The 23,973-nt window shown below is 56.2% G+C and carries 22 protein-coding genes; 6 read left to right on the top strand and 16 right to left on the bottom strand.

Annotated features, from left to right (window positions below):
• Window positions 1–17 precede the first annotated feature (17 nt).
• The 5 genes from AC6I8E_RS05010 to AC6I8E_RS04990 are packed head-to-tail and all read right to left on the bottom strand — an operon-like array spanning window position 18 to window position 4,395.
• On the bottom strand, window positions 18–788 hold the full coding sequence (locus tag AC6I8E_RS05010; RefSeq protein WP_061061894.1) for an amino acid ABC transporter ATP-binding protein: 771 nt from the start codon (window positions 786–788) through the stop codon (window positions 18–20).
• Window positions 785–1,732, bottom strand: coding sequence for an amino acid ABC transporter permease (locus AC6I8E_RS05005; RefSeq protein ID WP_497824498.1), 948 nt, complete (start codon window positions 1,730–1,732; stop codon window positions 785–787). Before AC6I8E_RS05005 ends, AC6I8E_RS05010 begins: the two co-directional genes overlap by 4 nt.
• Entirely contained in the window at window positions 1,729–2,616 is an 888-nt protein-coding gene (locus AC6I8E_RS05000) for an ABC transporter substrate-binding protein (RefSeq protein ID WP_033782297.1), read from the bottom strand. Before AC6I8E_RS05000 ends, AC6I8E_RS05005 begins: the two co-directional genes overlap by 4 nt.
• Window positions 2,617–2,638: 22 nt before the next feature.
• The gene (locus AC6I8E_RS04995) at window positions 2,639–3,427 is read right to left on the bottom strand and encodes a deaminated glutathione amidase (protein ID WP_497824689.1); all 789 of its coding nucleotides are present in this window, start codon (window positions 3,425–3,427) and stop codon (window positions 2,639–2,641) included.
• Entirely contained in the window at window positions 3,427–4,395 is a 969-nt protein-coding gene (locus tag AC6I8E_RS04990; protein WP_497824497.1) for an ABC transporter substrate-binding protein, read from the bottom strand. The genes AC6I8E_RS04995 and AC6I8E_RS04990 overlap by 1 nt, the downstream gene beginning before the upstream one ends.
• Window positions 4,396–4,515: 120 nt before the next feature.
• Here AC6I8E_RS04990 and AC6I8E_RS04985 point away from each other — a divergent pair, with 120 nt between their 5' ends.
• Window positions 4,516–5,871, top strand: a complete 1,356-nt coding sequence (locus AC6I8E_RS04985) for an aminotransferase-like domain-containing protein (RefSeq protein WP_497824496.1) — start codon at window positions 4,516–4,518, stop codon at window positions 5,869–5,871.
• Here AC6I8E_RS04985 and AC6I8E_RS04980 read toward each other — a convergent pair.
• The 3 genes from AC6I8E_RS04980 to AC6I8E_RS04970 form a co-directional block, all read right to left on the bottom strand.
• Entirely contained in the window at window positions 5,849–6,280 is a 432-nt protein-coding gene (locus AC6I8E_RS04980) for a GNAT family N-acetyltransferase (RefSeq protein WP_497824495.1), read from the bottom strand. The two genes, AC6I8E_RS04985 and AC6I8E_RS04980, sit on opposite strands and share 23 nt — an antisense overlap.
• A gap of 228 nt (window positions 6,281–6,508) precedes the next feature.
• Complete coding sequence (cspE, locus tag AC6I8E_RS04975; protein WP_006118399.1) at window positions 6,509–6,718, bottom strand: transcription antiterminator/RNA stability regulator CspE; 210 nt, start codon at window positions 6,716–6,718, stop codon at window positions 6,509–6,511.
• A 965-nt stretch (window positions 6,719–7,683) separates the two neighbouring features.
• A complete protein-coding gene (locus AC6I8E_RS04970; RefSeq protein ID WP_019105993.1) occupies window positions 7,684–7,767 on the bottom strand; it encodes a small membrane protein YohP in 84 nt (27 codons plus the stop codon).
• 256 nt (window positions 7,768–8,023) lie between these two features.
• Here AC6I8E_RS04970 and AC6I8E_RS04965 point away from each other — a divergent pair, with 256 nt between their 5' ends.
• Window positions 8,024–8,269, top strand: a complete 246-nt coding sequence (locus tag AC6I8E_RS04965; RefSeq protein ID WP_013357084.1) for a hypothetical protein — start codon at window positions 8,024–8,026, stop codon at window positions 8,267–8,269.
• A gap of 173 nt (window positions 8,270–8,442) precedes the next feature.
• Here AC6I8E_RS04965 and gntT read toward each other — a convergent pair whose 3' ends face one another.
• A complete protein-coding gene (gene gntT / locus AC6I8E_RS04960; protein ID WP_013357083.1) occupies window positions 8,443–9,759 on the bottom strand; it encodes a gluconate transporter in 1,317 nt (438 codons plus the stop codon).
• A 291-nt stretch (window positions 9,760–10,050) separates the two neighbouring features.
• On the opposite strand from gntT, the gene AC6I8E_RS04955 reads away from it, so the two are divergent.
• Window positions 10,051–11,199, top strand: coding sequence for an iron-containing alcohol dehydrogenase (locus AC6I8E_RS04955; RefSeq protein ID WP_497824494.1), 1,149 nt, complete (start codon window positions 10,051–10,053; stop codon window positions 11,197–11,199).
• Window positions 11,200–11,279: 80 nt separating this feature from the next.
• On the opposite strand, the gene AC6I8E_RS04950 is transcribed toward AC6I8E_RS04955, so the two are convergent.
• The 4 genes from AC6I8E_RS04950 to AC6I8E_RS04935 form a co-directional block, all read right to left on the bottom strand.
• Complete coding sequence (locus tag AC6I8E_RS04950) at window positions 11,280–12,116, bottom strand: Cof-type HAD-IIB family hydrolase (protein ID WP_147788629.1); 837 nt, start codon at window positions 12,114–12,116, stop codon at window positions 11,280–11,282.
• Between the two features lie 117 nt (window positions 12,117–12,233).
• Complete coding sequence (locus tag AC6I8E_RS04945; protein WP_013357080.1) at window positions 12,234–12,716, bottom strand: RcnB family protein; 483 nt, start codon at window positions 12,714–12,716, stop codon at window positions 12,234–12,236.
• A 271-nt stretch (window positions 12,717–12,987) separates the two neighbouring features.
• On the bottom strand, window positions 12,988–14,085 hold the full coding sequence (locus AC6I8E_RS04940) for an ABC transporter substrate-binding protein (protein ID WP_013357078.1): 1,098 nt from the start codon (window positions 14,083–14,085) through the stop codon (window positions 12,988–12,990).
• 230 nt (window positions 14,086–14,315) lie between these two features.
• Window positions 14,316–15,602, bottom strand: coding sequence for an HAAAP family serine/threonine permease (locus AC6I8E_RS04935; RefSeq protein ID WP_033732037.1), 1,287 nt, complete (start codon window positions 15,600–15,602; stop codon window positions 14,316–14,318).
• Window positions 15,603–15,966: 364 nt separating this feature from the next.
• Between AC6I8E_RS04935 and AC6I8E_RS04930 the strand changes: the two genes are divergently transcribed.
• Both AC6I8E_RS04930 and AC6I8E_RS04925 read left to right on the top strand, forming a co-directional pair.
• The gene (locus tag AC6I8E_RS04930; protein ID WP_195857253.1) at window positions 15,967–16,557 is read left to right on the top strand and encodes a hypothetical protein; all 591 of its coding nucleotides are present in this window, start codon (window positions 15,967–15,969) and stop codon (window positions 16,555–16,557) included.
• A gap of 150 nt (window positions 16,558–16,707) precedes the next feature.
• Complete coding sequence (locus AC6I8E_RS04925) at window positions 16,708–17,901, top strand: zinc-dependent alcohol dehydrogenase (RefSeq protein ID WP_195857254.1); 1,194 nt, start codon at window positions 16,708–16,710, stop codon at window positions 17,899–17,901.
• A gap of 55 nt (window positions 17,902–17,956) precedes the next feature.
• Here the strand turns inward: AC6I8E_RS04925 and AC6I8E_RS04920 are convergent, their stop codons facing one another.
• Both AC6I8E_RS04920 and AC6I8E_RS04915 read right to left on the bottom strand, forming a co-directional pair.
• Window positions 17,957–18,163 carry a hypothetical protein gene (locus AC6I8E_RS04920; RefSeq protein ID WP_013357074.1) on the bottom strand — a complete coding sequence of 69 codons (207 nt, stop codon included), beginning with the start codon at window positions 18,161–18,163 and terminating at the stop codon, window positions 17,957–17,959.
• A gap of 139 nt (window positions 18,164–18,302) precedes the next feature.
• Complete coding sequence (locus AC6I8E_RS04915) at window positions 18,303–18,995, bottom strand: YetF domain-containing protein (protein ID WP_013357072.1); 693 nt, start codon at window positions 18,993–18,995, stop codon at window positions 18,303–18,305.
• A gap of 578 nt (window positions 18,996–19,573) precedes the next feature.
• Between AC6I8E_RS04915 and AC6I8E_RS04910 the strand changes: the two genes are divergently transcribed.
• Window positions 19,574–23,335, top strand: coding sequence for an NAD(P)-binding protein (locus AC6I8E_RS04910; protein WP_497824493.1), 3,762 nt, complete (start codon window positions 19,574–19,576; stop codon window positions 23,333–23,335).
• Window positions 23,336–23,349: 14 nt separating this feature from the next.
• Here the strand turns inward: AC6I8E_RS04910 and AC6I8E_RS04905 are convergent, their stop codons facing one another.
• Window positions 23,350–23,679: a hypothetical protein gene (locus tag AC6I8E_RS04905; protein ID WP_013357070.1), complete on the bottom strand. Its 330-nt coding sequence runs from the start codon at window positions 23,677–23,679 to the stop codon at window positions 23,350–23,352.
• Window positions 23,680–23,973: the final 294 nt, after the last annotated feature.

Genomic DNA, 23,973 nt, shown 5'->3' with positions numbered 1-23,973 from the left:
TGTAACAGAGTAAGATCTCAGATGAAGCGACTGAGAAACGCCTGGGTCCGTGGATGCTGCGGATTCGCAATCACCTCTTCCGGCGTACCCTGCTCAACCACCACTCCCCCATCCATAAAGACAACGCGATCGGCGGCTTCCCGGGCAAAGCTGATTTCATGGGTTACCACAATCATCGTCAAACCCTGATCTGCCAGGGTACGCATGGTTGCCAGTACTTCCCCCACCAGTTCCGGATCGAGTGCAGAGGTCGGTTCATCAAACAGCATCAGCTGCGGCTTAATCGCCAGCGCCCGCGCAATCGCCACACGCTGCTGCTGGCCGCCCGACAGGTGACGCGGCCAGGCGTCCGCTTTATCACTTAATCCCACCGTCGCCAGCAGCGCTCGGGCGTGTGCCATTGCCTCCTGACGCGGAAATTTATGCACGCCGATGGGCGCTTCAATGATGTTCTGCAGCACCGTCATATGCGGATAGAGATTGAACTGCTGAAACACCATGCCGATTTTCTGACGCTGACGGGCGATCTGGCGTGGCGAGAGCCGATGCAGCACATGCCCTTTCAGCACATAGCCAATCTGCTCTTCGCCGACCCGAATCGATCCGGCGTTCATCTCTTCAAGATGATTGATGCAGCGCAGAAACGTGGATTTGCCGGACCCGGAGGGTCCGAGAATCACCACCACTTCGCCGGGCCAGACATCCAGATCGATTCCTTTCAGGACCTGATTGTCGCCATAATTCTTCTGCACGTTACGGGCACAGACCAGGGGTTCACTCTGACTCATTGTTCCTCCCGCTGAGATTGCGCGCTGCCCGCTACCGTAGCGGCGCGTCTGGGGACGCTGGCCACCCGGCGGGTGCCACGCGCATAGTAGCGCTCGATGGCGGACTGGCCCAGATTGAGGATCGAGGTGATCAGCAGATACCAGATCACTGCCACCATCAGCATCGGGATGATCTCGAAGGTGCGGTTGTAGATCGCCTGCACCGAGTAGAGCAGATCGCCCATCGCGATCACGCTGACCAGCGACGTCGCCTTGATCATGCTGATTAACTGGTTGCCGGTGGGCGGAATGATAGACCGCATCGCCTGCGGAATAATGATGCGTCGCAGCGCCCGCGACCGGCTCATGCCAAAGGCTAGCGTGGTCTCCACCTGACCGTTATCCACCGACAGCAGACCGGCGCGAATAATTTCCGCCATATAGGCCGCTTCATTCAGTGCCAGCCCGGCAATGGCTGCCGTCAGCGGCGTAATCAGATCGTTGGTGTTCCAGCTGGCCAGCGTGACGCTGCTCCACGGCAGCGTCAGCGACAGCGCGGGAAACAGCGTAGAAAGGTTGTACCAGAAGATCAGTTGCACCAGTAGCGGCGTACCCCGGAAGAACCAGATATAGAGTCCGGCGACGCCGCGCAGCAGCCGGTTTTCAGAGAGCCGCCAGACGCCCAGCAGCAGACCCAGCAGCGTGCCCAGTATCATCGACACGACCGTCAGCCCCAGAGTGACCTGCAACCCTTTCAGTACGGATTCTTCGGTAAACCACTTCAGCACCACCTGCCACTCAAAATTAGGATTGGTCGCCACCAGCCACAGCAGATTCGAGCCGATTACCAGCACCAGAATCCAGCTGATCCAGCGGCCGTAAGTGGGCGCGCTGCGGGCGAACGCCACGTCGCGCAGCTGCGCCTCGCCACTCTCATCGCGGTGCAGATGGCGAGACGGGCTCATTTGCTGGCCTCTTTCGCCAGATTCAGCCCGGGCGCTTTGGTCATGTTGCCCTCAAGCTGCCACTTTTTCATGATCGCTGCATAAGTGCCGTTCTGATACAGCTCTTTGTAGGCATCCAGCACCACCAGGCCCAGCGGTGAGCCTTTTGGCACCACAGTACCCTGGAAGATATCGCCAAAACCGTTTTTGTGCCCTTTGCCCGCCAGTTCAAGTTGTCCCTTCGCCTGATTAACAAAGTAAGTCAGTGGAGCCTGTGATGAGAAGAAGGCATCGGAACGTTTAGAGCGCACCGCCAGAATAGACGAAGGCTGATCGGTAAAGGCCTGCACCGTCACCGCCGGCTTTCCATCGGCCACACACTGCGCTGACTGTTTACGGATAACCTGTTCCGCAGAGCCGGCGGCCATAACAGCAATACGCTTGCCGCAGGTGTCATCCAGCTGATTAATTTTTGCCGGATTCCCCTTCTGCACGCCGAACACCACAAACTCCTGCACAAAATCGACGAAGTCCACTTTCTGCTGGCGGTCCGGGTAATCACCAATCGGGCCAATCGCCAGCTGATAGCGACCCGCATTGATGCCGGTCAGCACGCCTGACAGGCCGCTCACCGTCGCATGCTCGATCTTCACACCCAGCAGTTGCGCCAGCGCGGTGGTTAGCTCCGCTGAGGCGCCCTCCATCGCGTGCGGGCCATTAACGATTTCATAGGGAGGAAATGAACCGTTGTTCACTGAAATCATTTTGCCCGCTTTTTTGATCTCATCCGGCAGCCGATCATGCAGCGCCTGGTCAACTTTTTGCACCGGAATAGCGTCGGCAGCCTGCGCCAGGGAGGCAGTCAGCCCCAGCGCCACGATTAAGGCGGTTGCTCTCTTCGTCATAAGGAATTCCTGGTTCAGCGGATCAGTTGAGTTCGGGACGGGCGAAGCGTCGGTTCTCCAGCACTGGCAGTACCCGGCGGGCATAGGCGACGCGCTCAGGGTCGAGATCGGCAAACAGTAGTGCGGGTGACTCCGCCGCATTCGCCACCGCGACGCCCAGCGGATCGACCACCAGACTGTTGCCGATATTGCGTGGGCCACACTCGCCCACCGCCACCATATAGCAGGTATTCTCCAGCGCACGGGCGCGGGTCAGTAACTCCCAGTGCATCTCTTTCAGCGGACCTTTAACCCAGGCTGCAGGCAGCACCAGTACGTCTGCACCATCCAGCACCAGCCGACGCGCCAGCTCCGGGAAACGTACGTCATAGCAGGTCATTAATCCGACTTTCATACCCGCGACGTCAATCAGCGGCGGAATGACGTGGCCCGGATTGACCCGCTGCGACTCTTGCATCGCAAAGGCATCGTACAGATGCAGCTTTTCATAGGCGGCGATGATCTCACCGTTACGGATAGCCACCAGCACGTTGAGCGCTTTTTGCTGGTCGGTGGGAACGTGAACGCTCATCATGGTGGTCAGCGCAGTGTGCTTACTGGCGGCCAGCAACTGGCTCAGAAAAGGGCCATCCAGCGGCTGTGCTGCCTTCAGCACTAAATCAGGGTCGGCAATATCACGCGCCAGCACACCTTCCGGCAGGACCAGCAGATCGGCCCCCCCGTCTGACGCCCGCTGCATTAAATCCTGACAGATATGAGCGTTGTCCTGCCATTCGCGGCTTACCGCAAACTGTCCCAGTGCCACTTTCATCATTTCTCTTCTCCCGCAGCGGCCGGAAACATCGCTTCCGGCGTCAGTAATTGGTGAGTCAGTCCCTGTTGATAAAGCTCGCGGCTAAAGTCCGCAATCATCTTCCTGTTAGCGCTAAAACCATTCTGATTCCAGTCCGCCGGTAATTCCTGCGCAGTGCGTCGCAAATCGTCCAGCAGCCACGGCGTGGTGTCGGCATATTTCTCTCTTTTCTGCATCCACAGCTGATAAGAGCGATCGATCACTTCACTTAACGCCGCAGGCAGCCACGGATGTTCCGCCGCCAGCGCCGGTTTAAGGGCCAGAATATGAATGCCCGGCACATAGCCGACACGGTGAAAGTAGTCCCGTTCCGCCTGATAAAAATCGGTCTGCAGCTGCCGCAGACCCGAATCAGGCAGGAAAAATCCCTCCGGCATAAAGGGAGTGAAGATGGCATCCAGCTCACCTGCCTGCAGCATCTCAATCAGCGGTCGCTCGTCAGGAGCCGGCTCAATGCGGCCGGGCCGGCCAAATCCCGCCAGACGATCGACTATCGGATGCTCTGCCGTAAGACGACCGGCATACCAGAAGACATCATCAATTTCGACACCTGCTTCACGCAGCACCGTGCGTGTCCAGGTATTGCCCGAATCCTGCCAGCCGGTGATGCCAATCCTTTTGCCTTTCAACTCTGCAGGCGTAGTGAGGGAGCTGCTGGCGGTGGTGATGATGCAGCGCTGGCGGAAGCCGCGCATCAGGAAATGCGGCAGTCCGAGTAAGGTTTCGTCGCCTCTGGCCCGGCTCTGGGCGTAACGGCTGAAGGAGACTTCGCCCGCGTCATAATCGGGGCTGGTCGCCAGGTCATTCACCAGCGTGCCGACGCGGTCGATCTGCAGATCAAAGCCTTCCGGTCTGATATCGCCCAGCGCCAGTGGGGTGAAGTAGTCCCAGTCGCGTACCGCCAGTCTGATGAGTAGCTTTGCCATGATCTCTCCGTTTACGCTTGGCCGTCGGTAAGGGGCTTAAAATAGTGCTTGAATTTGATACTAGATCCGGAATACTTACCTGAACAATTACTATTTTGTTACTGAACAAAGTATTTTCTTATGACAGAGAGCGTCGACCTCAACTGGTTTTGCAGCCAGATAACATCGCCTTCAGTGAAAGGCATCGCCCAGGCCGCCTCCGCCCTGATTCGGGACGGACAGATTGCGACAGGCATGCAGATGCCCGCAGTGCGGGATATCGCGGAGCAGCTGGGCGTCAGTCCGGCAACCGTTTCTGCTGCCTGGGCGCAATTGCGAAAGCAGAAAGTGCTGGCGGGCAAGGGCCGCAGTGGTGTCTGGGTGAGTGGTAACACGGTGATGCCGCGTCCGATTCGCTTTGAGAAGATCGGTAATTACGGCGATAACATCCGGGCCGATCTGACTCTGGCCTCGCCCGACCCTGCCCTGCTGCCTGACCTGCAGCGCGCCCTGCAGGCGGCTCTGCACTCACCGCAACTCAATAGTTACACCCGTGAAGCGATTTCAGCGCCGCTGCTTCAGGCGATTAAGCCGCGCTGGCCCTATGCGGCAGAAGCGTTTCTGGCAACGGATGGCGGTTTTGATGCGATGAACCTGCTGGTACAGACCCTCGTCTCGCCGGGTGACCGGGTGATTATTGAAGATCCAACCGCAACCCGGCTGCTCGATATGCTGGATAACGTCGGCGCAGAGATCCTGCCGCTGGCGTGTGATGAGGAGGGTCCGCTGCCGGATGTCCTGTCTGTTCTGCTGGAGCAGGCACCGGTGATGCTGATCTATCAGCCCCGTACTCACTCCGCTACCGGGAACAGCATCAGCGTGGCGCGACGTCAGGCACTGGCGCAGGTTCTGCAAATGAGCAGCACACTGATTGTTGAGGATGATGGGATTGGCGATCTCTCCGCGGAGGCGAGCTGGAGCCTTGGCGTCTGTTTTCCTGAGAGAACGCTACACATCCGTTCATTTTCCAAAGCCTACGGGCCGGATCTGCGGTTGGCCGTGCTCTCTGCCACCTCGGAGATGGTGAAGCGGATACAGTCATGGCGAAATTTTGGCGTCAGCTGGACCAGCCGCATTCTGCAGGACGCAGTCGCGTGGCTGCTGGAGGATGAGGCAACGCAACAGCAGATTGCCACCGCGCGCGCAATTTACCGGCAACGACGCGAAGCGATGCTGACGTCGCTGGCGCGGCGCGGTCTGCCTTTGCCGCTTCGCGACGGGTTAAGCCTCTATATCCCGGTAGCGTCGGAGCAGTTTGCCATGATTACGCTGGCGGCCCGCGGGATTGCGGTCGTGCCGGGCGAGCGCTGTCGGCTTGGCCCCACGCAGTTTATTCGCGTCAGCATCGCCAGCCTCAGGGATGAACAGCGGGAAATGATTGCCGGGGCACTGGTCATCGCCTCCGGACGGGAAGTTAACCCGCTTGCAGATCTTTGATGAGATAACGGGGGGACTCAGTATAACCTTCGCGGGCGTAGAACTGATTCGCCTTAAGACGTGACTGATGGCAATGAACTTCCATACGGTCGCAGCCACGACGCGCTGCCAGCGTTTCAGCGTGCTGAAGCAGCTGCTGGCCGACGCCTTTACTGCGCTCACCCTCTGCAATGCAGAAGTAGCTGATGCGGGCAAAATCACCGGCCAGGGACAGTTGAGGAATAAAATGCAGGGAAAGAAAACCCAGCACCTGGCTGCCATGTTCCGCCACCAGCAGCGCTTCACTGGGATCGCTGCATAACTGCGCCAGGCGCTGTTCAATGAAGATTTCGGTGCCGCCGTAGCCTAACTCGCTCAACAGGGCACTCAACGCAAAACTGTCTTTCAACTCTGCCTGACGTATGTTCATCCTGCCTCCTCACTCACCGGGTTCTGTCGCTCAGTTATATAGCGTCACAAACTAAAAAGCTGCATGCCAGGTTGTTATAAATATGTTACGGGAATTTATTGTGAACCGCCGCGCAGTTTGTGCGGCCACAGGGACGATACAGGAGGTTACGATGAAAGGGATGAAGCGCAGATTACAGCCATAAAAAAACCCGCCATCAGGCGGGTTTTTAGAATTCTGACTGTTAACTTACAGACTGATAACGTTAGCAGCAGATGGGCCTTTAGCGCCGTCGGTGATTTCAAACTCTACGCGCTGACCTTCAGCCAGAGTTTTGAAGCCGTTGCTCTGGATTGCAGAGAAATGTACGAATACATCTTTGCTGCCATCTTCAGGAGTAATGAAACCGAATCCTTTAGATTCATTAAACCACTTAACGTTACCTTTGATCTTAGACATCTATATTACCTTTACATGAAAAATGGACACTAAACTGTGTCGGGGTCTAGTACAGCAATTGCTGAGGGATTTGTCCAGCATGATTTGATGAAAAAGTGATAAATATCGCCTTTCCGTGCGTCCATCACACTTTCCTGCTTCCGGACTTGCGAATCGTCCGTAAACAGCTAGCAGGGCGATGACCTGCACTGAACGCTAACCCGCTGGAAAGACGCACCTTTTCTCTTTAAGAGTTACAGAGCACTTACGTTAAAAAGAAAAATCTTATTAAGACGTATTCCTCTTCTTAATGAAGGCGACAGAAGTAAAAACGCAATTTTTTTATCTTCATCGGAACAGCGCTTTTCTCTGCCTGACCCATTTTTAAGGGCTCTCGTAGTCATTGCGGCACAAATGCTCATCAAATGAGCAAAAATTCTTAAATTTCTGAGCGCGGTTCCTGCTTTTAATTGCACCAGGATAAGCGTTAAGTGCCAATAATCCCAGTCAGAGTGGGGTGTTCGCGGATATTTTAACCAACAGTAAAGAAACATTGAGCGAGATCAATGAAGTGCTTTTTAGTGGTTGAATTCGCATTTGGCAACAAACAATCAGCGTTATAAGAAATTACGTTTCTCATCGCAGTCCGGAATAATGTTGCGCAGCAATAGATAAAATCTGCTTAACCGTACAGAGGCAGGCATCCGTCAGGGCGCATTAAAAAGGAGGATGAGACGCAGAATGGTGATGAAGATACGCTGTAGCCAGTGTGGAAGCGCACGGTTCGTTTTCACTGATTATCGGGAGGGTAAGCGCAACTTTCATGGTGCCTGCTGTGCATGCTGTAAAAAACAGCTGGGCTCACAGGATCTGCTACCGAATACGCCGATGGATCCCGTTAGCCAGTATTTGTTAGCAAGCCAGAAAACAGTTCGGGCACCTGATTAGGTGCCCGCCGTCGCTGAAGCTTTAACAAAACTATGACATCAGAAAATCAGTTTGAACACCCCTGTCAGGGTCAGTAAGCCCACGATAAAAATGATCGCGATAATCCACAGAATAATTTTCATTTCCTTTTCCCCTCACCGATTAAACATTTTTCCTGTAAGCAGTATAGACAGAAAAATTTGTCACGCCGCTTCACTCAGTGTTCAACTGCTCATAAGTTCAGCAGATTTCGCTTTTATTTATGTTCTGAGATAACGATCGCAACACCACTTCTTACTGGCCCTCTTTCTTCGTTTTACAGACCATTCCTGGCTAAAATTCAGGCGGCAAGGCAGGCCTCAGTAGTGATGAGATTGAAATGAGTCGCGAGGAGATCTTATGAGCACGATTAATACCAGCATGGGCCGCTACAGCCTTAAGGCAAAAAACAGCGGTAACCACATCAAAGGTTCTTTCGCCATCAACGATGAAGGCGGCACGCAGCTCTCTATGCAGGAGTTTGACGAGCACTATCTTGATGATGTGGTAAACAACGTTATCTATCCGGTCACCGGCGGCAATCGCGAAATTGCGCGAGCGCTACGCGAACAGATGGTCAAAGCCGGTTTTGAACCGCCTCATTAAGAGGCCAGATTTACGTTATTACAGACCTGTGGGCCGCGTTTTGCGGCCCTTTTTATATTCGTGGTTACAGGCTGCGAATAAGCCGGCTCTGGAGGCTGCCCGCGATACAAAAAGAAACGGGCCGGAGAGAAGCAAAGAGAGGAGCCGCTGGCAGGGTTGCCAGCGGCCAGAGGTCAAATGGCCCAGGAGAGCAGCAGGCAACCCACCAGACCACAGACCGAAATAATGGTCTCCAGCGCCGACCAGGAGCGAATGGTTTCGCCAATCGTCAGGTTGAAATACTCTTTGAACAGCCAGAAGCCAGGGTCATTAACGTGCGAGAAGATCACACTGCCGGAACCCACGGCGATAACCATTAATTCCGGGCTGGCACCGCTGGTGACAATCAACGGTGCCACAATGCCCCCGGCGGTAATCGCCGCTACCGTGGCAGAACCCAGGGCAATACGCAGCACAGCAGCAATCGACCAGGCCATAAAGATGGGTGAAAGCTGAGTCGAGTGCATCATGCTGGCGATATATTTATCCACGCCGCTGTCCACCAGCACCTGCTTGAAGGCCCCGCCACCGCCAATGATCAACAGCATCATGGCAATGATTTTGATCGAGTCGGTCAGGGTATCCATCACCTGTTCCATCGTACGACCGCGATTCAGGCCAAAGGTGAAGATCGCAATCAGTACCGCAATCAGCGTTGCCATTACCGGGTCGCCAAAGAACTCCGCATAGGGCAGCAGTACGTGGCCTTTTGGCAGCAGCATCTCCGCCACGGCACGCAGCGCCATCAGTACCACCGGCACCAGTGCAGTCCAGACGCTGACGCCAAAGCTGGGCATTTCCGCTTCGGTAAAGGTCTTCGGGTTGTAAAGCCCCTGTGGAATCGGTTTGTCGATGTTTTTCAGGAAACGGGCATAAACCGGACCCGCCAGAATTACCGTAGGGATACCCAGCAGCGTTCCGAACAGCAGCGTTTTACCCATGTCAGCATTAAACAGCGTGGCAATGGCTGTAGGACCAGGATGCGGGGGAAGAAAACCGTGCGTCACTGATAAAGCAGCCGCCATCGGCACCCCGACATAGAGCAGCGGCACACGCGCTGACGCCGCTACGCTGAACACCAGCGGCAGCATCAGGACAAAGCCCACTTCGTAGAACAGCGCAAAACCGACGATAAAACCGGTCAGCACCAGCGCCCACTGAATATGCTTTGTGCCGAATTTTTCAATCAGGGTGGTGGCAATACGCTGCGCACCACCGCAGTCGGCCAGCAACTTACCGAGCATGGCACCAAAGCCCATGATTAGCGCCAGGCTGCCCAGCGTGCCGCCTACGCCCGCTTTGATTGAGGTAATGACTTTATTTACCGGCATGCCCTGCATCACACCGACCGCCAGCGCCACCAGGATCAGCGCGATAAATCCATTAAGCTTAAAGCGAATCATCAGCAGCAGCAGTAACGCGACGCCAATCGCCACATAGAGTAATGGCATAGGTTTTCTCCACCTTGCGCACTGAAGGGAATTCAGTGTCGGTTTATTATCATGATCCCCGGAGGGCTGCAAAACAGTGCGCTGTAAGATGCTTACACATCCCGACAAACGCTGTTACCGATAACATGTTAAGGGTAACATCCGCAGGAAAGCACCACCCCGCCGACGGTGAATTTCTGTTTTGCGAAGATGATCAACTTTTTGCCAGTGTGTTATCAGAAAGTTTGCCCATGCTGGCGTCGCGCTTTTCGTTACACTCAGATTTTAGCGAAATGTAAAAAGGATGCGCCGGTGAGTGAGAACCTGAGTGAGCTGTACAGTAATCAACGAACCCTCTTTGGTCGCGGTAGTCTGGATAAACTGGTGCCGCTGCTGGCCGCCCGGTCACAACCTACCCTGCTGTTTTGCGGACAATCTTTCCTGCAGGGGCCAGCCTATGCCCGGATAAAAGCTGACCTCAACGATCACATTCTCGGTTATAAAATTGTCAGCCATGAAGCCTCGCCCACTGAGATCGATGGCTGGGTTGCGCGCTGGCGCGGTCATGTTGATCGGGTGGTCGCGATTGGCGGAGGCAGCGTGCTGGATGCGGCGAAAGCCTTTAGCGCCATGATCCAACACCCGCTGCCCACGGCCCGCTATCTGGAGAAGGTAGGTGACACTGCGGTTCAGCCCATCACGCTGCCGCTGGTTGCGGTTCCGACAACGGCCGGGACCGGCAGCGAAGTCACGCAAAATGCGGTGGTGACAGACCAGCAGGATATTCAGATCAAAGCGTCACTGCGCCACCCGGTCTTTGTGCCGGAGGTCGCGATTCTTGATCCGGATCTGCTGAAAGGCACGCCTGACAAGGTGCTGGCGACCTGCGGCATCGATGCTTTTACCCATCTGTTTGAAGCGTATCTCTCCGGCAAAGGCAACCTCTTCACCCGCCAGCTGGCGCTGACCGGTCTGCGTCAGTTTGTTCAGGCGTGGCCTGCCCTCAATCGCGAGGATGCGGCGGGTGACGCGGCACGTGAAGCAATGATGATGGCATCGTGGCTGGGGGGCGTCAGTCTCAGCAGCGCGGGGCTGGGGGTGATCCACGGTATTGCCGGGGAACTGGGCGCGATTAAGCCGTTCCATCACGGTGAAGTGTGCGGACGCCTGCTGTTTCCGTTCCTGGATCTTCTGTCTGACAGCCAGCAGCCGCTGCAGCGTACGCTGATGGCGGAGCTGCACCCGCAGCTCTTCAGTGAATCCACAGATTCACCGGCACAGTTTCTGAAGCAGTGGCTGCAGCAGCAGGCCATCACGCCATTCTGGCAGGATGGCCCGTCGCTGAGCCGCACTGAGGTGGAGTGGATCCTGGCGCGTGCCAACAGTAAAAATTCGCTGGTGAATTACAGCCGCGAACAGATGCAGACGATGATTGCCCAGGCCTGGCACATCACGGCGTGATCAACGCGCTAACCTCCTTCACTGACCTGCCAGCCTGGCAGGTCATGCAGCAGCTCAGCGCTATCCTGGCACGTTCAGTCTCAGCGCCGCGGGGCGGCAAAAGGCCCCTCACCTGCCAGCATCTGCTCAATGATCTGCAACACGCCCTCCTCATTATTAGACGCCGCGGCATAACGTGCCGCCTGCTTCACCCGCTCTGGCGCATTGTCCATGGCAAAACTGAAGCCGGACTGTTTCAGCATCTCCAGATCGTTACCGCCATCGCCAAAGGCCAGCACCTGGTCGTGCGTGATCCCCCAGCGTTTTGCCAGCAGATCCAGACCGTGCGCTTTGTGATTTCCCGGCACGATCAGATCGACCGAGCCATGACCGCTTGACGTCGCGGCCACGCGTCCCTGGTGCAGTCGCTCAATATCCGCCATCAGTGGCTCGATGTAGTCATCCGAGAGGTTCAGCGCGAACTTAAACAGCCGGTCATCCTGCACCTCATCCAGATGATGAATCGGCTTCAGCCGGTGACAGTAATGGTGCATCTTCTTTAGCCAGCTCTCTTCCATGCCGTCGAAGTAATACGCGCTGTTACGACCACACAGCAGGTAACGCAGGCCAGGGTAATTGCCGTTTTGCAGAGTGCTGATCACCGCTTCTACATCGCGGCGTTCAAAGGCACCGCAAAACAGCTCCTCGTCACGATCGATAATCCATGCGCCGTTTTCCGCCACAAAGGCGATATCGCTGGCGATCTCCGGGAAAAAGGATTTGAGCTGGTAGTACTGATTGCCGCTGGCCACCACAAATTTGATGTCGCGGGCGGTGAGTTGCTGATAGCAGGCGAGAAAGCGGGATCGATTGTACTGCTTATTGTCGTCCAGAAACGTGCCATCCATATCGACTGCAACCATCTTAACCGTCGTCATCATGACTCCTTACACAGGAAATTTTCAGCGTGGAGTCACAGGATAGCCGCTGGCGCAGCAAAACGGAAAGAAAGAGGGATGGCCGCAGCCATCCCTGGCGATCGGTTCAGGATAGAATCAGTTCAGGGCGCTGTTCAGCACCAGCGCGGTAATCACACCGGTCGCGGCAGCAATCAGCACATAGTTGCCGTCGATGTTTGCCCAGTGATAACCGCGCGGCGGTTCACGCAGACCGCGTTCATGCCAGTCGGCTACGCGATAATGGTCGCCGCGGTATTCCTGCGGAACAGGATGGCCGCGACGGAAGTCGTGGCCCTGCCAGGCAAAATGGTCACGGTCATTGCGGGATTCTCTGCCACGATGGTTGTTATCTTCATCATGCCGATTATTGCCCATGTCGTGAGGCTTTTTATCATCATGGCGATTGTTGCCGCGGTCGCGATTCTGATCGGGGCCGCGATTGTCAGGACGTTTATCACTGTTCTGATGCGGCACCGGCTTACGCTGACCGTCATCATGATCGTCTGCCAGTGAAACCTGAGAGAAGAGCGTGCTGCATGTTAAAAGTGAAGCGATAAGCGTTAATGTTGTTTTTTTCATGATACTGCCTCCGAAAATAACGGCTGTTCAGGCACCGTTGATCGGCATCATGGCAATAATTCTGGCGGGAGGCATCTGTAAAAGTCTTAAAATCCGGTAACTTACACAGTATTACGCTTGCTTAGCGATTTCTTAACACAGGTCATAACTTTAAAACTCTTCTGACGCAATCCAGATGTTAACCGGGCAGCCTGAACATCACGTCTCAGGCTGACCCGTTAAAACCTGTTCAACGTCAGGGTGCTGAAATGCACCCCGACGCTTTACCCGGTTATGGCGTGCTGAGGATCACCGGCGCATCCGGCAACGCCGTGAACTGTTTTACGATATGGTGATAATCGGCCGTCGGATCGAGATCACGGAATACCTCTGGATAGAGATCTTTAGCCAGAATTTCCATACCGATGATGTTGTAAGGGTGATTATAAAAATGGTGATAAACGCCATAGACCCGTTTCTGTTTCACCGGTTCGATCTGCTCCAGGCCGGTTCGGCTCTGCAGGCGATTAAAAGTGGCGGTCACGTCAGTCTGACTGGCACCATAACCAAACGGCAGCACGTTGCTGTTCGGACGCTTCGAGCCGGTCATGATGTAAACGTCCGGCTTCATGGCGATAATCTTCTCCAGCGACACAAAACCTGAGCTGCCGGGCAGCAGCGCTGAGCCGATATTTTTCCCGCCGACCGCTTCCACCAGCGCACCCCAGCCGTTATGACCATGGGTAAAGCAGCAGTTGTCGCTGTTACCGGCAATCGGTTCAATAAATACCGTCGGCTTGTGCGGCACCTGCGCAATCTTTTGCTGAATCATCTGCCAGCGCTGCTGATAAAAATCGGCGTAGGCTTTTGCTTCGGTTTCGCGATTCAGAACGGTACCCAGCACTTTCACACTCTTCAGGGTGTTCTCTTTGGGGTGGAGCTCATCATCCAGGAACAGCACCGGGATATGCAGATTTTTCAGGGTAGCCAGCACGCCCGACTGCGTCAGTGCCGGTTTGGCGCGCAGCTGCGCAATCATCAGGTCGGGCTGCTTCGCCAGCACGCTCTCAAGATTGACCTGCCCCTGATCGTTAAAGCCCATATCCACAATCGATGCCGCCTGCGGCCAGCGCTGCTTCAGCAGATCCCAGGTCTGGGTATCCTGCTTTTTCGGCAGGTTATTCCAGGCAACGACCCGCTGAAACGGGTTCTGTCGATCCAGTAAGGCCAGCGCCATCACGTCGCGTCCGTCCTGCAAAATCACATGCTGCGGCTCTTTTTGCAGCGTAATTTTCTGACCATCCATATCAGTCACCGTGACCGGATAGGTGGTTGCCGCGCAGGCAGTTGACAGTAACAGTGTGGTGGCAGCAACAATCCCGATTTTCATTTTTCTCCTGTCCTTTAAAGGAATAATAATTATTCGCGTTAACTCTACCATGTGAAAAAGTAACAAATGTAAATATTGCTGACGAGATGCGTCTGACGGAGAGGGTTCACTGTGCGGCGGCTGGTTAAAACAGGGAGACCAGGGCTGGCGATACATGGAGAAATGACGCGTGGCGGGCAGAACAGCAGACGCCTCTCAATACCGCGGAGAGGCGCCTGTTGATTGATCTGTTACTTCACCAGCGAATAGAAAATCGCGGAGATGGCAATCAGACCAATCAGCACCACAAACAGGTTACTGATTTTCCCGCTGTACTTACGCATCGCCGGCACTTTGTGAATGGCATACATCGGCATCAGGAACAGGATCATGGCAATCACCGGCCCGCCCAGCGTCTCAATCATGCCGAGAATATTCGGGTCCAGCGTTGCCACCAGCCAGGTGGTAAGCAACATAAAGAGTGACGTCAGGCGATTCAGTCTGGCAGGCGCGATAGTTTTACCGCGGCTGCGCAGCGCCTTATTGACCATACCGTTAAACCCTTCGCGCGCGCCCAGATAGTGGCCGAGGAACGATTTGGTGATCGCCACAATGGCAATCAGCGGCCCGAGCCAGGCAATCATCGGCACCTGAAAATGGTTCGCCAGATAGGAGAGAATGGTAATGTTCTGCGCCTTGGCGGCATGGAGATCGTCAGGCGACAGACTCAGCACGCAGCTGAAGACAAAGAACATCACCGTCACCACCATCATCAGGTGCGAGCAGGCCAGAATGCGCGAGCATTTTTTCTCGGCGGCGTCGCCATACTCTTCGCGCTTCGCCAGTGCAAAGGAGGAGATGATGGGTGAATGGTTAAACGAAAAGACCATAACCGGTATCGCCAGCCACAGCGTCATCCACAGGCTGCTGCCCGCAGGCTGAACGTTCAGGGTTGAGAGTGCAGCCCCGTGCCAGTGCGGGATCAGATAGCAGGCCATCAGCATCAAAACCGCCACAAAGGGATAGACCAGCACGCTCATCGCTTTGACAATCATCTTCTCGCCGAAGCGCACAATGGTCATCAGGCCGACAATCAGCAGCAGCGACAGCAGCACCCGCGGCGGCGGCACCAGGCCGAGCTGATTCACCATCAGGCTCTCAACTGTGTTGGTGATCGCCACGCTGTACATCAGCAGAATCGGGTAAATAGCGAAGAAATAGAGCAGCGTAATCAGCTTGCCCGCGCCAACGCCGAAATGCTCCTCGACCACCTCAGTGATATCACCCGCCGGATTTTTACCGGAAAGGACAAAACGCGTCAGGGCGCGGTGCGCGAAGAAGGTCAGCGGAAAGGCCAGCACCGCCATGATAATAAGCGGGATCAGCCCGCCGACACCGGCATTGATGGGCAGGAACAGCACACCGGCTCCGATTGCGGTGCCGTATAAACCCAGCATCCACATCGTGTCGGTTTTACGCCATCCCGTATCGACGTCACTCTCAAGCGCGCCCAGCGTGCCAGTTTGCGTGGTTTTCATCAGATAGTCCGTGTTAAAAGCCGCCAGTAAACCTGAGCCGTCAGGCAGGTAAACGTATGCCCCGCTCTCAGCCTCAGCTGCAGACGGATCGGTGAAGCGTAAAATGATCCGCGCATACAAAGGTAATCGATTGCGTGCGCCACTTTTTACACTACCTGACGATAAAAGTTCAAGCCGCGAAGACAAACACGCATGGATTGATGATAAAACCGTCAGGTTGTGCAAAGTGACTGCGCGGCGATCATGCCATTTTTGCGCCCGCTTTACTGCCCTGAAAAGGTGATCCCTTTAACGATTAAGCGTAACGGGCTACGCTTTATCTGACGCTGTCGCGATCACGCCGACAGGGACACAGGAGAAAAGAATGAAAATTGCCTGCCTGGGATGGGGATCGTTAATCTGGAAACCTGGCGCACTGCCGGTGGCCAGTCAGTGGCATCATGATGGACCTGCCGTTCCGATTGAGTTTGTGCGCATCGCTGACGGCGGTGAACTATCAACGGCGATCTGTCTCAACGCCCGCCCGGTGACAGTGTTCTGGGCCTGGCTGAACACCGCCTCACTGGAGAGCGCCTGCCGCGCGTTGCGCATTCGGGAGGCGATACCAGACAGCCGCGTCGATGGCGTCGGCATGATGACGGTGACAGAAACCTCAGTGGGACCGCTGGCGGAATGGGCGCAGGCGAAAGGCATCGAAGGATTAATCTGGACCGGTCTGCCTGCCCGCATGGCGGGAGTTGAAGGGCAGATACCGACGCTGGATGATGCGCGACACTATCTGCAGAACCTCACCGGTGAAACACGTGAGCATGCTTTTCACTACCTCGGGCAGGTTCCGGCACAAATCGACACCCCTTACCGGCGCGCGCTGGCTGATCTCACTGGCTGGCAGCCGGATGCGCTGTCCGTCACTGCCGCCACACTGCAAAGGCATTCATCCAGCCCGCCGGTCTGAAACCGCCTCGCCTCCAGCACCGCTCGGCTTACTCCTCAAAGGGTTACTACACTTCAGGCAGGTTTCGATCTCAGATTCCCTGAGTCTTTCTCGCAGGCAGCCACACCTTCTGGTCTGGCCGCCCTTCCCCCGTCAGCAGGAGATCAAAAAATGAAAGCATTAACGTATCACGGCCCGCATAAAGTCAGCGTGGATAACGTACCCGACCCGGGTCTGGAAGCGGCCGATGACATTATCCTGCGCGTGACCGCTACCGCCATTTGCGGTTCAGACCTGCACCTTTATCGCGGCAAAATTCCCGGCACCGGGCATGGCGATATTTTTGGCCATGAGTTTATGGGCGAAGTGGTTGAGACGGGCAGCGCAGTGACTGCCGTCGCCAAAGGCGATCGGGTCGTCATTCCGTTTGTGATCGCCTGTGGCGACTGCTTTTTCTGCCTGCTGAGCCAGTATGCCGCCTGTGAAAATACCAACAGCGGACGGGGTGCTATTCTGAACCGTAAAAACATCACGCCGCCCGCGGCGCTGTTTGGTTTCAGTAAGCTCTATGGCGGTGTGCCCGGCGGCCAGGCGGAGTATGTCAGAGTGCCGAAAGCCAATACCGGTCCGTTCAAGGTGCCGTCCATACTGTCAGATGAGAAAGTGCTGTTCCTGTCGGACATTCTGCCCACCGCATGGCAGGCGGTTAAAAATGCCGAAGTTAAACCCGGCTCCAGCCTGGCGATTTTCGGTGCCGGCCCGGTTGGCCTGCTCAGTGCAGCCTGCGCCCGACAGCAGGGTGCCGAACAGATTTACATGATTGATCACAACAACTACCGCTTAAACTTTGCCCGCGATCGCTACGGCGTCATCCCGATTAACTTCGATGAGATCGATGATCCGGCCGGCTGGATTATCGAACACAGTACCGGCAATCGCGGTGTGGATGCCGTGATCGATGCCGTCGGGTTCGAGGCGAAAGGCAGCCTGACTGAAACCGTGCTCACCAATCTCAAGCTGGAAGGCAGCAGTGGTAAAGCATTGCGTCAGTGTATTGCTGCGGTGCGGCGTGGCGGTATCGTCAGCGTGCCGGGCGTCTACGCCGGATTCATTCACGGCTTCCTGTTTGGTGATGCCTTCGACAAAGGGCTGACCTTTAAGATGGGACAGACACATGTGCATGCGTATCTGCCCGATCTGCTGAAGCTGATTGAACAGGGGCATCTGACGCCGGAAGAGATTGTAACCCATCATCTGCCGCTCGAAGATGCCGCTCGCGGCTACGATATTTTCGCTAAACGCGAAGAGGAGTGCCGGAAGGTGATTCTGGTGCCAGGCATGGCCGCCACGCAGGCCACGATTTAATCGCCTGAACCTCACTACCGGATCCCCGGCAGAGCTCGCTGCCGGGGATCGCATTTTAATACGGCTTGCGCTGAAGACTGCTTCGCCACTCCCGCCTTTCCAGCAGATGTTCATCCGGCGAGTCCGCCGTATCGACCTGACTCCCCTGCTCCAGCAGTCGCGCACTGCGTGAATGGGGATGACTTTCGCTGATCACCTGTTGTGAAAATGCACCAAACGATAACAGTAAAAACAGTAATGCACTGGCCGCCCTCACTTTCATACGCACACCTCTCTGATAACGGTGTCGCTATGCTGCCCGACGGGTTTTCATTTTCTGTCAGTAACAGGCAAAGTTATGTGGAAAGCGGGAACAAGCTGCGACGGGTTTAATCGCGGTTTAGCCCGATGCTCTGATACCGCTAATGCAGCCGACGTACGCTCAGTGCCGCAGACCAGCGCTGTCGCTGACAACGCGGGCAGACGGCCTGCTGCTCCGCCTCTATCCTCTGCGTCTGGCCACAATGGGTGCAGGCGTAGAGCGCGCTGACCGGCACGGTGCTGTAATCCTGTCGGTGCTCTGGCGGCAGCACGCTTAATCCGGCGCGCATCTCGTCATCATCATAGAAATAGAGGCTGAGCTGACCATCGACTTCCACCAGCGCCAGCCGGATCTGCCCCAGATGCTCTACGCCGCTCTGGCGCAACTCCATATAGAACTCATCTTCGGAAATATTCAGCTGATCCAGACTTTCCAGCACATACAGGCCATCTTTAATCAGGGTAATGACGTCGCCCTGAATCAGCCGTGAAAAGCGCGGACTGTGTGACGTCAGCCAGGTGGTCAGGCGGTAGAGCGCCAGCAATACCACAAACACCATAATCACCGGCAGCACCGGTACATCGTCATAAAACGTGACGTCACCGGACGCAGAGCCCAGCGTCAGAATCACCACCAGTTCGAACAGCGACAGCTGACGTACGCCGCGTCGTCCTGACACTTTCAGAAAAGTAAAAACCACCAGATAGGCGATCAGAACCCGCGCCACCACTTCAAATAAAAAGGTGGCTGGTTGATCGTTAAGTAAAAAACGGTGCCAGTCGAATGAGAACATAGTCGGTTAAACATCCTGTTTTAAGAGCCGCGCCGCTTAACCCGCCGCCTGTTGATCGCCCACAGATTCAGGCCAGTAATAAGTCAATCTTGCCGCCAGCCCGTTAAAAGGCAAGCGAAGCAGTAACGTTAAAACAGGTAAGTCTGACCGCTCTGCATGTTGAGGAAAAGGTTAACAAAGCTGAAAATAACGCTGATGCGCTTCACGCTGCGCTTATCAACCCGACAGCACAGACAATAGTGAAAAATTCCTGTTTCTGAGTGGATGACTTTTGCCGCTACGCTTTTTCCTTTTCACTTCAATAATTTGCGAAGCATCCCTCCCTGTCTATACTTTCCAGTAAGGCTTCCGCAAAATCCGTTAACATTCAGAGAAGCCACTCTTTTTCCTGCCGATAGCGCCGCACGTTTAGTTCTGCTATCTCACGCATCCAAACCGCCACAGGCTCTGTTGCCTGCAATTTAGCGTCTGTGGCTTATGGCAAGGATCGCCAATCTGCTTTGCATACCTGTAACGCCCTGACCCGTTTCACAACGGCTCGTCAGCGGGAAGCGTGTTGCTTTTTTTCGGGAGATGCCATGACGCCCTTTTCCAGTTTCTGGCAGGCCGGCTATGAAGGTGCCGATCATATCAATCCGGCCGGTTTTGCGTTGTCGATGAACGATCTGAACCAGCATCAGGCGCGGGCGGCAGAAGATTATGCAGCACTGAGCCCCTTTGCCATTCGCACCGTGCGGGAAAGCGTCGGCTGGCGGCTATGTGAACGCGACGGCCGCTATGACTTCTCCACGGTCGCTGCACGGATGCAGGCCGCAGAGCAGCAGGGTATTCAGCTGAGCTGGACAATCTGTCACTACGGCTGGCCCGCGGGCGTTAGCCTGTTTGATCACGACTTTATCCCCCGTTTCGCTGCCTTCTGTGGCGCACTGGCCCGCTTCCTGGCGCCCTGGTATCAGCAGGCACCGATCTACTCTCCGATGAATGAGATCTCCTTTGTCAGCTGGGGCATCTCGGTCGGGCTGTTCCCCTGTGAGGCGATCCCGGAGCCGGATCGGGCCGATGTCGCCAAGCGTCAGCTGGTACGCGCTACCCTGGCCGCCTGTGATGCGATCTGGCAGGCCGATCCGCGTGCCCGTGTGCTGCATTGCGATCCGCTGATCCATATCGCGTCCGATCCCGCCGATCCCGACAGCGGCCGTCTGGCACGTGAGATGTGTGACACCCAGTATCAGGCATGGGACATGCTCAGTGGTCGCCGTAATCCGGAGCTGGGCGGCGCACCCCGCTATCTCGATCTGATTGGCGTGAATTACTACCACGACAACCAGTGGGAACAGGGCTCAAACCGGCGGCTTTACTGGCATCTGGGCGACAGCCGACGCCAGCCGCTGCATCAGCTGCTGCTGCAGGTCTGGCAGCGTTATCAGCGGCCACTGCTGCTGGCGGAAACCAGCCACGTCGGCAGCGGCCGCGGCGCCTGGATCCGTGAGATCGCCACACAGGTTGCACAGGCGCAGCTGGCGGGCGCTGATCTGCTCGGCATCTGCCTCTATCCGATTCTCGATCGTCCCTTGTGGGAGGAAACCACCTTCTGGACCCGCAGCGGCCTGTGGGATCTCGATCTTCTGGGCGCCGATCCTTACGCCCGCCAGTTACAGCAGCCTTATGCCGACGCCCTGCGTCAGGCGCAGCGCTTTTTGCAGCACATCCAGTCCCTACAACATCCCAGCCAGGAGCACACCATGAAACCACCTGTTCTCATCGTTTTCAGCCATTTACGCTGGGGTTTTGTTTTTCAGCGTCCGCAGCAGCTACTGACTCGCCTGGCACAGCACTATCGCGTACTGTTTGTCGAGGAGCCGGTCTGGCAGGCAGGGCCACCAGGCCTGCATCAGAGTTCGCCTGCCGCCAATATCACGGTGATCCAGCCCCATACCGACAGCGACGCGCCCGGCTTTCACGACAGCCAGATCGCCCCGCTGCTGCTGCTGCTGACGCCGCTGCTGGAGGAGGACGATCAGCCGCTGATCTGGTTCTATACGCCAATGGCACTGCCGCTGCTGACGCCTTTTGATCCGGCACTGGTAATTTACGACTGTATGGATGAGCTTTCGGCCTTCCAGAATGCGCCGCGCCAGCTGCAGCAGCGCGAATCGGCGCTCATGACCCGCGCCGATCTGGTCTTTACCGGCGGCTCCAGCCTCTATGAAGCGAAGCGTGATAAACACGCTCAGGTTTACTGCTTCCCCAGCAGCGTTGATGCCATTCATTTTGAACAGGCGCGCGATCGCACGAATCGTCATCCGTTACAGGATGCCATTCCGTCGCAGCGTCTGGGTTATTACGGCGTTCTGGATGAGCGTATTGACCTGCCGCTGATAGCCGCGCTGGCAGACAGCCATCCCGAATGGCAGATCATTATGGTCGGACCGGTGGTGAAAATTGATCCCGCCAGCCTGCCGCAGCGCGCCAATATTCACTGGCTCGGTCAGCAGCCGTATCAGGCTCTGCCGCAGTTTCTGGCGGGCTGGGATGTCTGTCTGATGCCGTTTGCCATCAATGCTTCGACCCGCTACATCTCCCCGACCAAGGTGCTGGAGTATATGGCGGCGCAGCTGCCGATTGTCAGTACTGCCATTGTCGATGTGGCGCGCCACTACGCAGAGGAAGTGGCGGTAGCAGAGACGCATGCGGAATTTATTGCCGCCTGTGAACAGGCAATGGCAATCAGTGCCGCAGAAAGGCTGGCGCTGGCGGGACGGATGCAGGCAAAAGTCGATGTCACCTCCTGGGATCGCACCGCAGAGCAGATACATGGCCTGATCCAGCAGGCGCTGACGCAGCGTCAGTCTGCTCTGAAGTCAGCCAGCCAGACCCGCGCGCAGGCTAACGTCATGCCTTTAACGCCAGCGATGCTGGAGAGCGACGCGGTGCCCTGCCTGATTATCGGCGCCGGACCGACAGGTCTGAGCGCCGGATATCACTATGGCGAAGGCGCAGTGCTGCTGGAGAAAAATAGCACCCCAGGCGGCTGGTGCCGCTCGATTGACGATCAGGGGTTCACCTTCGACTATGCCGGTCACATCATGTTCTCGCAGGATCCCTACGTGTTGCAGCTCTATGAGATGCTGCTGGGCGACAATCTGCACTGGCAGGCGCGCGAGGCCTGGGTTTACAGCGACGGTGTTTATACCCGCTATCCCTTCCAGTCCGCGCTACACGGCCTGCCGGTCGAGGTGGTAAAAGAGTGCGTGCTGGGCGCTATTGAAGCGCGCTATGGCGAAACAGCCGTCGCCGCTGTGCCGCTGGATCGGGCGCGTGCGCGGCGGGATTGCTGTGCGGATGGCGCAATCCCCGATGAGGGCAGCAGCACCGGCGTGGTGGAGGGCGAAGAGGATTTCCAACACTTTATTATGCGCACCTGGGGTAAAGGCATCGCGCGGCATTTCGCCCTGCCTTACAACCAGAAACTGTGGAAAGTGCCGCTGACCGACATGGAAACCTCATGGCTCGGCGGACGCGTGCCGCTGCCCGATCTGTCACAGATCATCGATGGTGCGCTGCAACCGCTGGCGAAACCAGTCGGCCCCAACGCCCGTTTCGGCTATCCGCTGCGCGGTGGCTTCCAGGCACTGATGTCAGGATTTTTACCGCACCTGAAATGCACGCTGGAGACCGATACAACATTGACGCGCATCTACCCGCAGGCGCATGTCGCCCTGCTGGCGGATGGTCGCCACTACCGGTATGAGCAGTTGATCAGCACCATGCCGCTGCCGGAGCTGATTAAGCTGATGGGTGATGAGGTACCGGAGAGCGTCCAGCTGGCGGCACAGCAGCTGCAGTTTGTGTCGGTGCGCTGTGTGAATCTGGGCATTGGCCGGGCTGACCTCACTGAAAAACACTGGATTTACTACCCTGGCGATACGCTGTTTCACCGCATCTTTGTGCAAGGTAATGCCAGTCCGCACTGCAATCCGCCGGGCGGTTTCGGCTTAACCTGTGAAATTACCTACAACGCGGCTAATCCGCTGCCGCTGGAGGGTGATGCGCTGATTGAGCGCTGCCGTCAGGATTGCATCCGGGTCGGCATGATCACCGCGGACGATCCGCTGCTCTGCGCATCTGAGGTTGATATGCCTTACGCCTACGTGGTCTATGACCATGCGCGCAGCGATAACGTGGCGTTGATCCGCCAGTGGCTGCTGACTCAGGATATCCATCTGTCGGGTCGTTACAGCGAGTGGGAATATTACAACTCGGATCACGCCTTCCTGGCCGGTAAACGCGCGGCCGAAAATGTCCGTTTGCAACATGTCAGCGCAGGGACGCTTGGCTGATCTGACGCAGCCCGTTATGAAAGACGCTGGCTGCACTTTGCGGCTTTCAGTGACTGCAACGCAGTGACCCGATTTTCCGCTTTCCGGGTGGCATTGTATTTTGCAATGCCATTGCCCAGTCCGAAATCCCCGACAAAGCCCAGCACGGTCAGGGCATTAAACTGGCCGGTCTGCTCGATATCACTCTGCACGCCGTGCGCTTTGACCAGCTCCTGATCCAGGGCGTTGCAGTTCAGCGTCGCTGTCTCTTGCGGCGTCACCGCAGCCGCCTGTGGATAATGCTTGGTCGCGCAGCCGGTCAATACCAGCGTCACCAGCACCACTAAGACTCTCTGTTTACTCATTTCTCACTGCCTGTTTTTTGCTCACTTAATAATGTTATCGGCAGCATACACCGGGAACATGAGTCTCTGACCTACCAATAATGGTCGAAACCGCTACGCTAATGTAGGATTCAGCGCGCTGCCGTCAGAGGCAGCCCGCTACCGACCGGAAGTCACGCAGCGAACGCACCTTACCCGTTCATCACTTCTGCAAGACCTTTCAAACAGTTAGCCAGCATGATGCTGCCAGCAGCAGCATTTAACGAGCAAAGCCTGAGCGTTAATTTGTGACGAGGCTGCCGCGCAAGCGAAGCC

Source organism: Pantoea sp. X-Soil-YNGN-785, from assembly GCF_059730585.1.
Note: the sequence above shows the minus strand (reverse complement) of the source record. Positions and strands in the feature narration are given on the sequence as shown.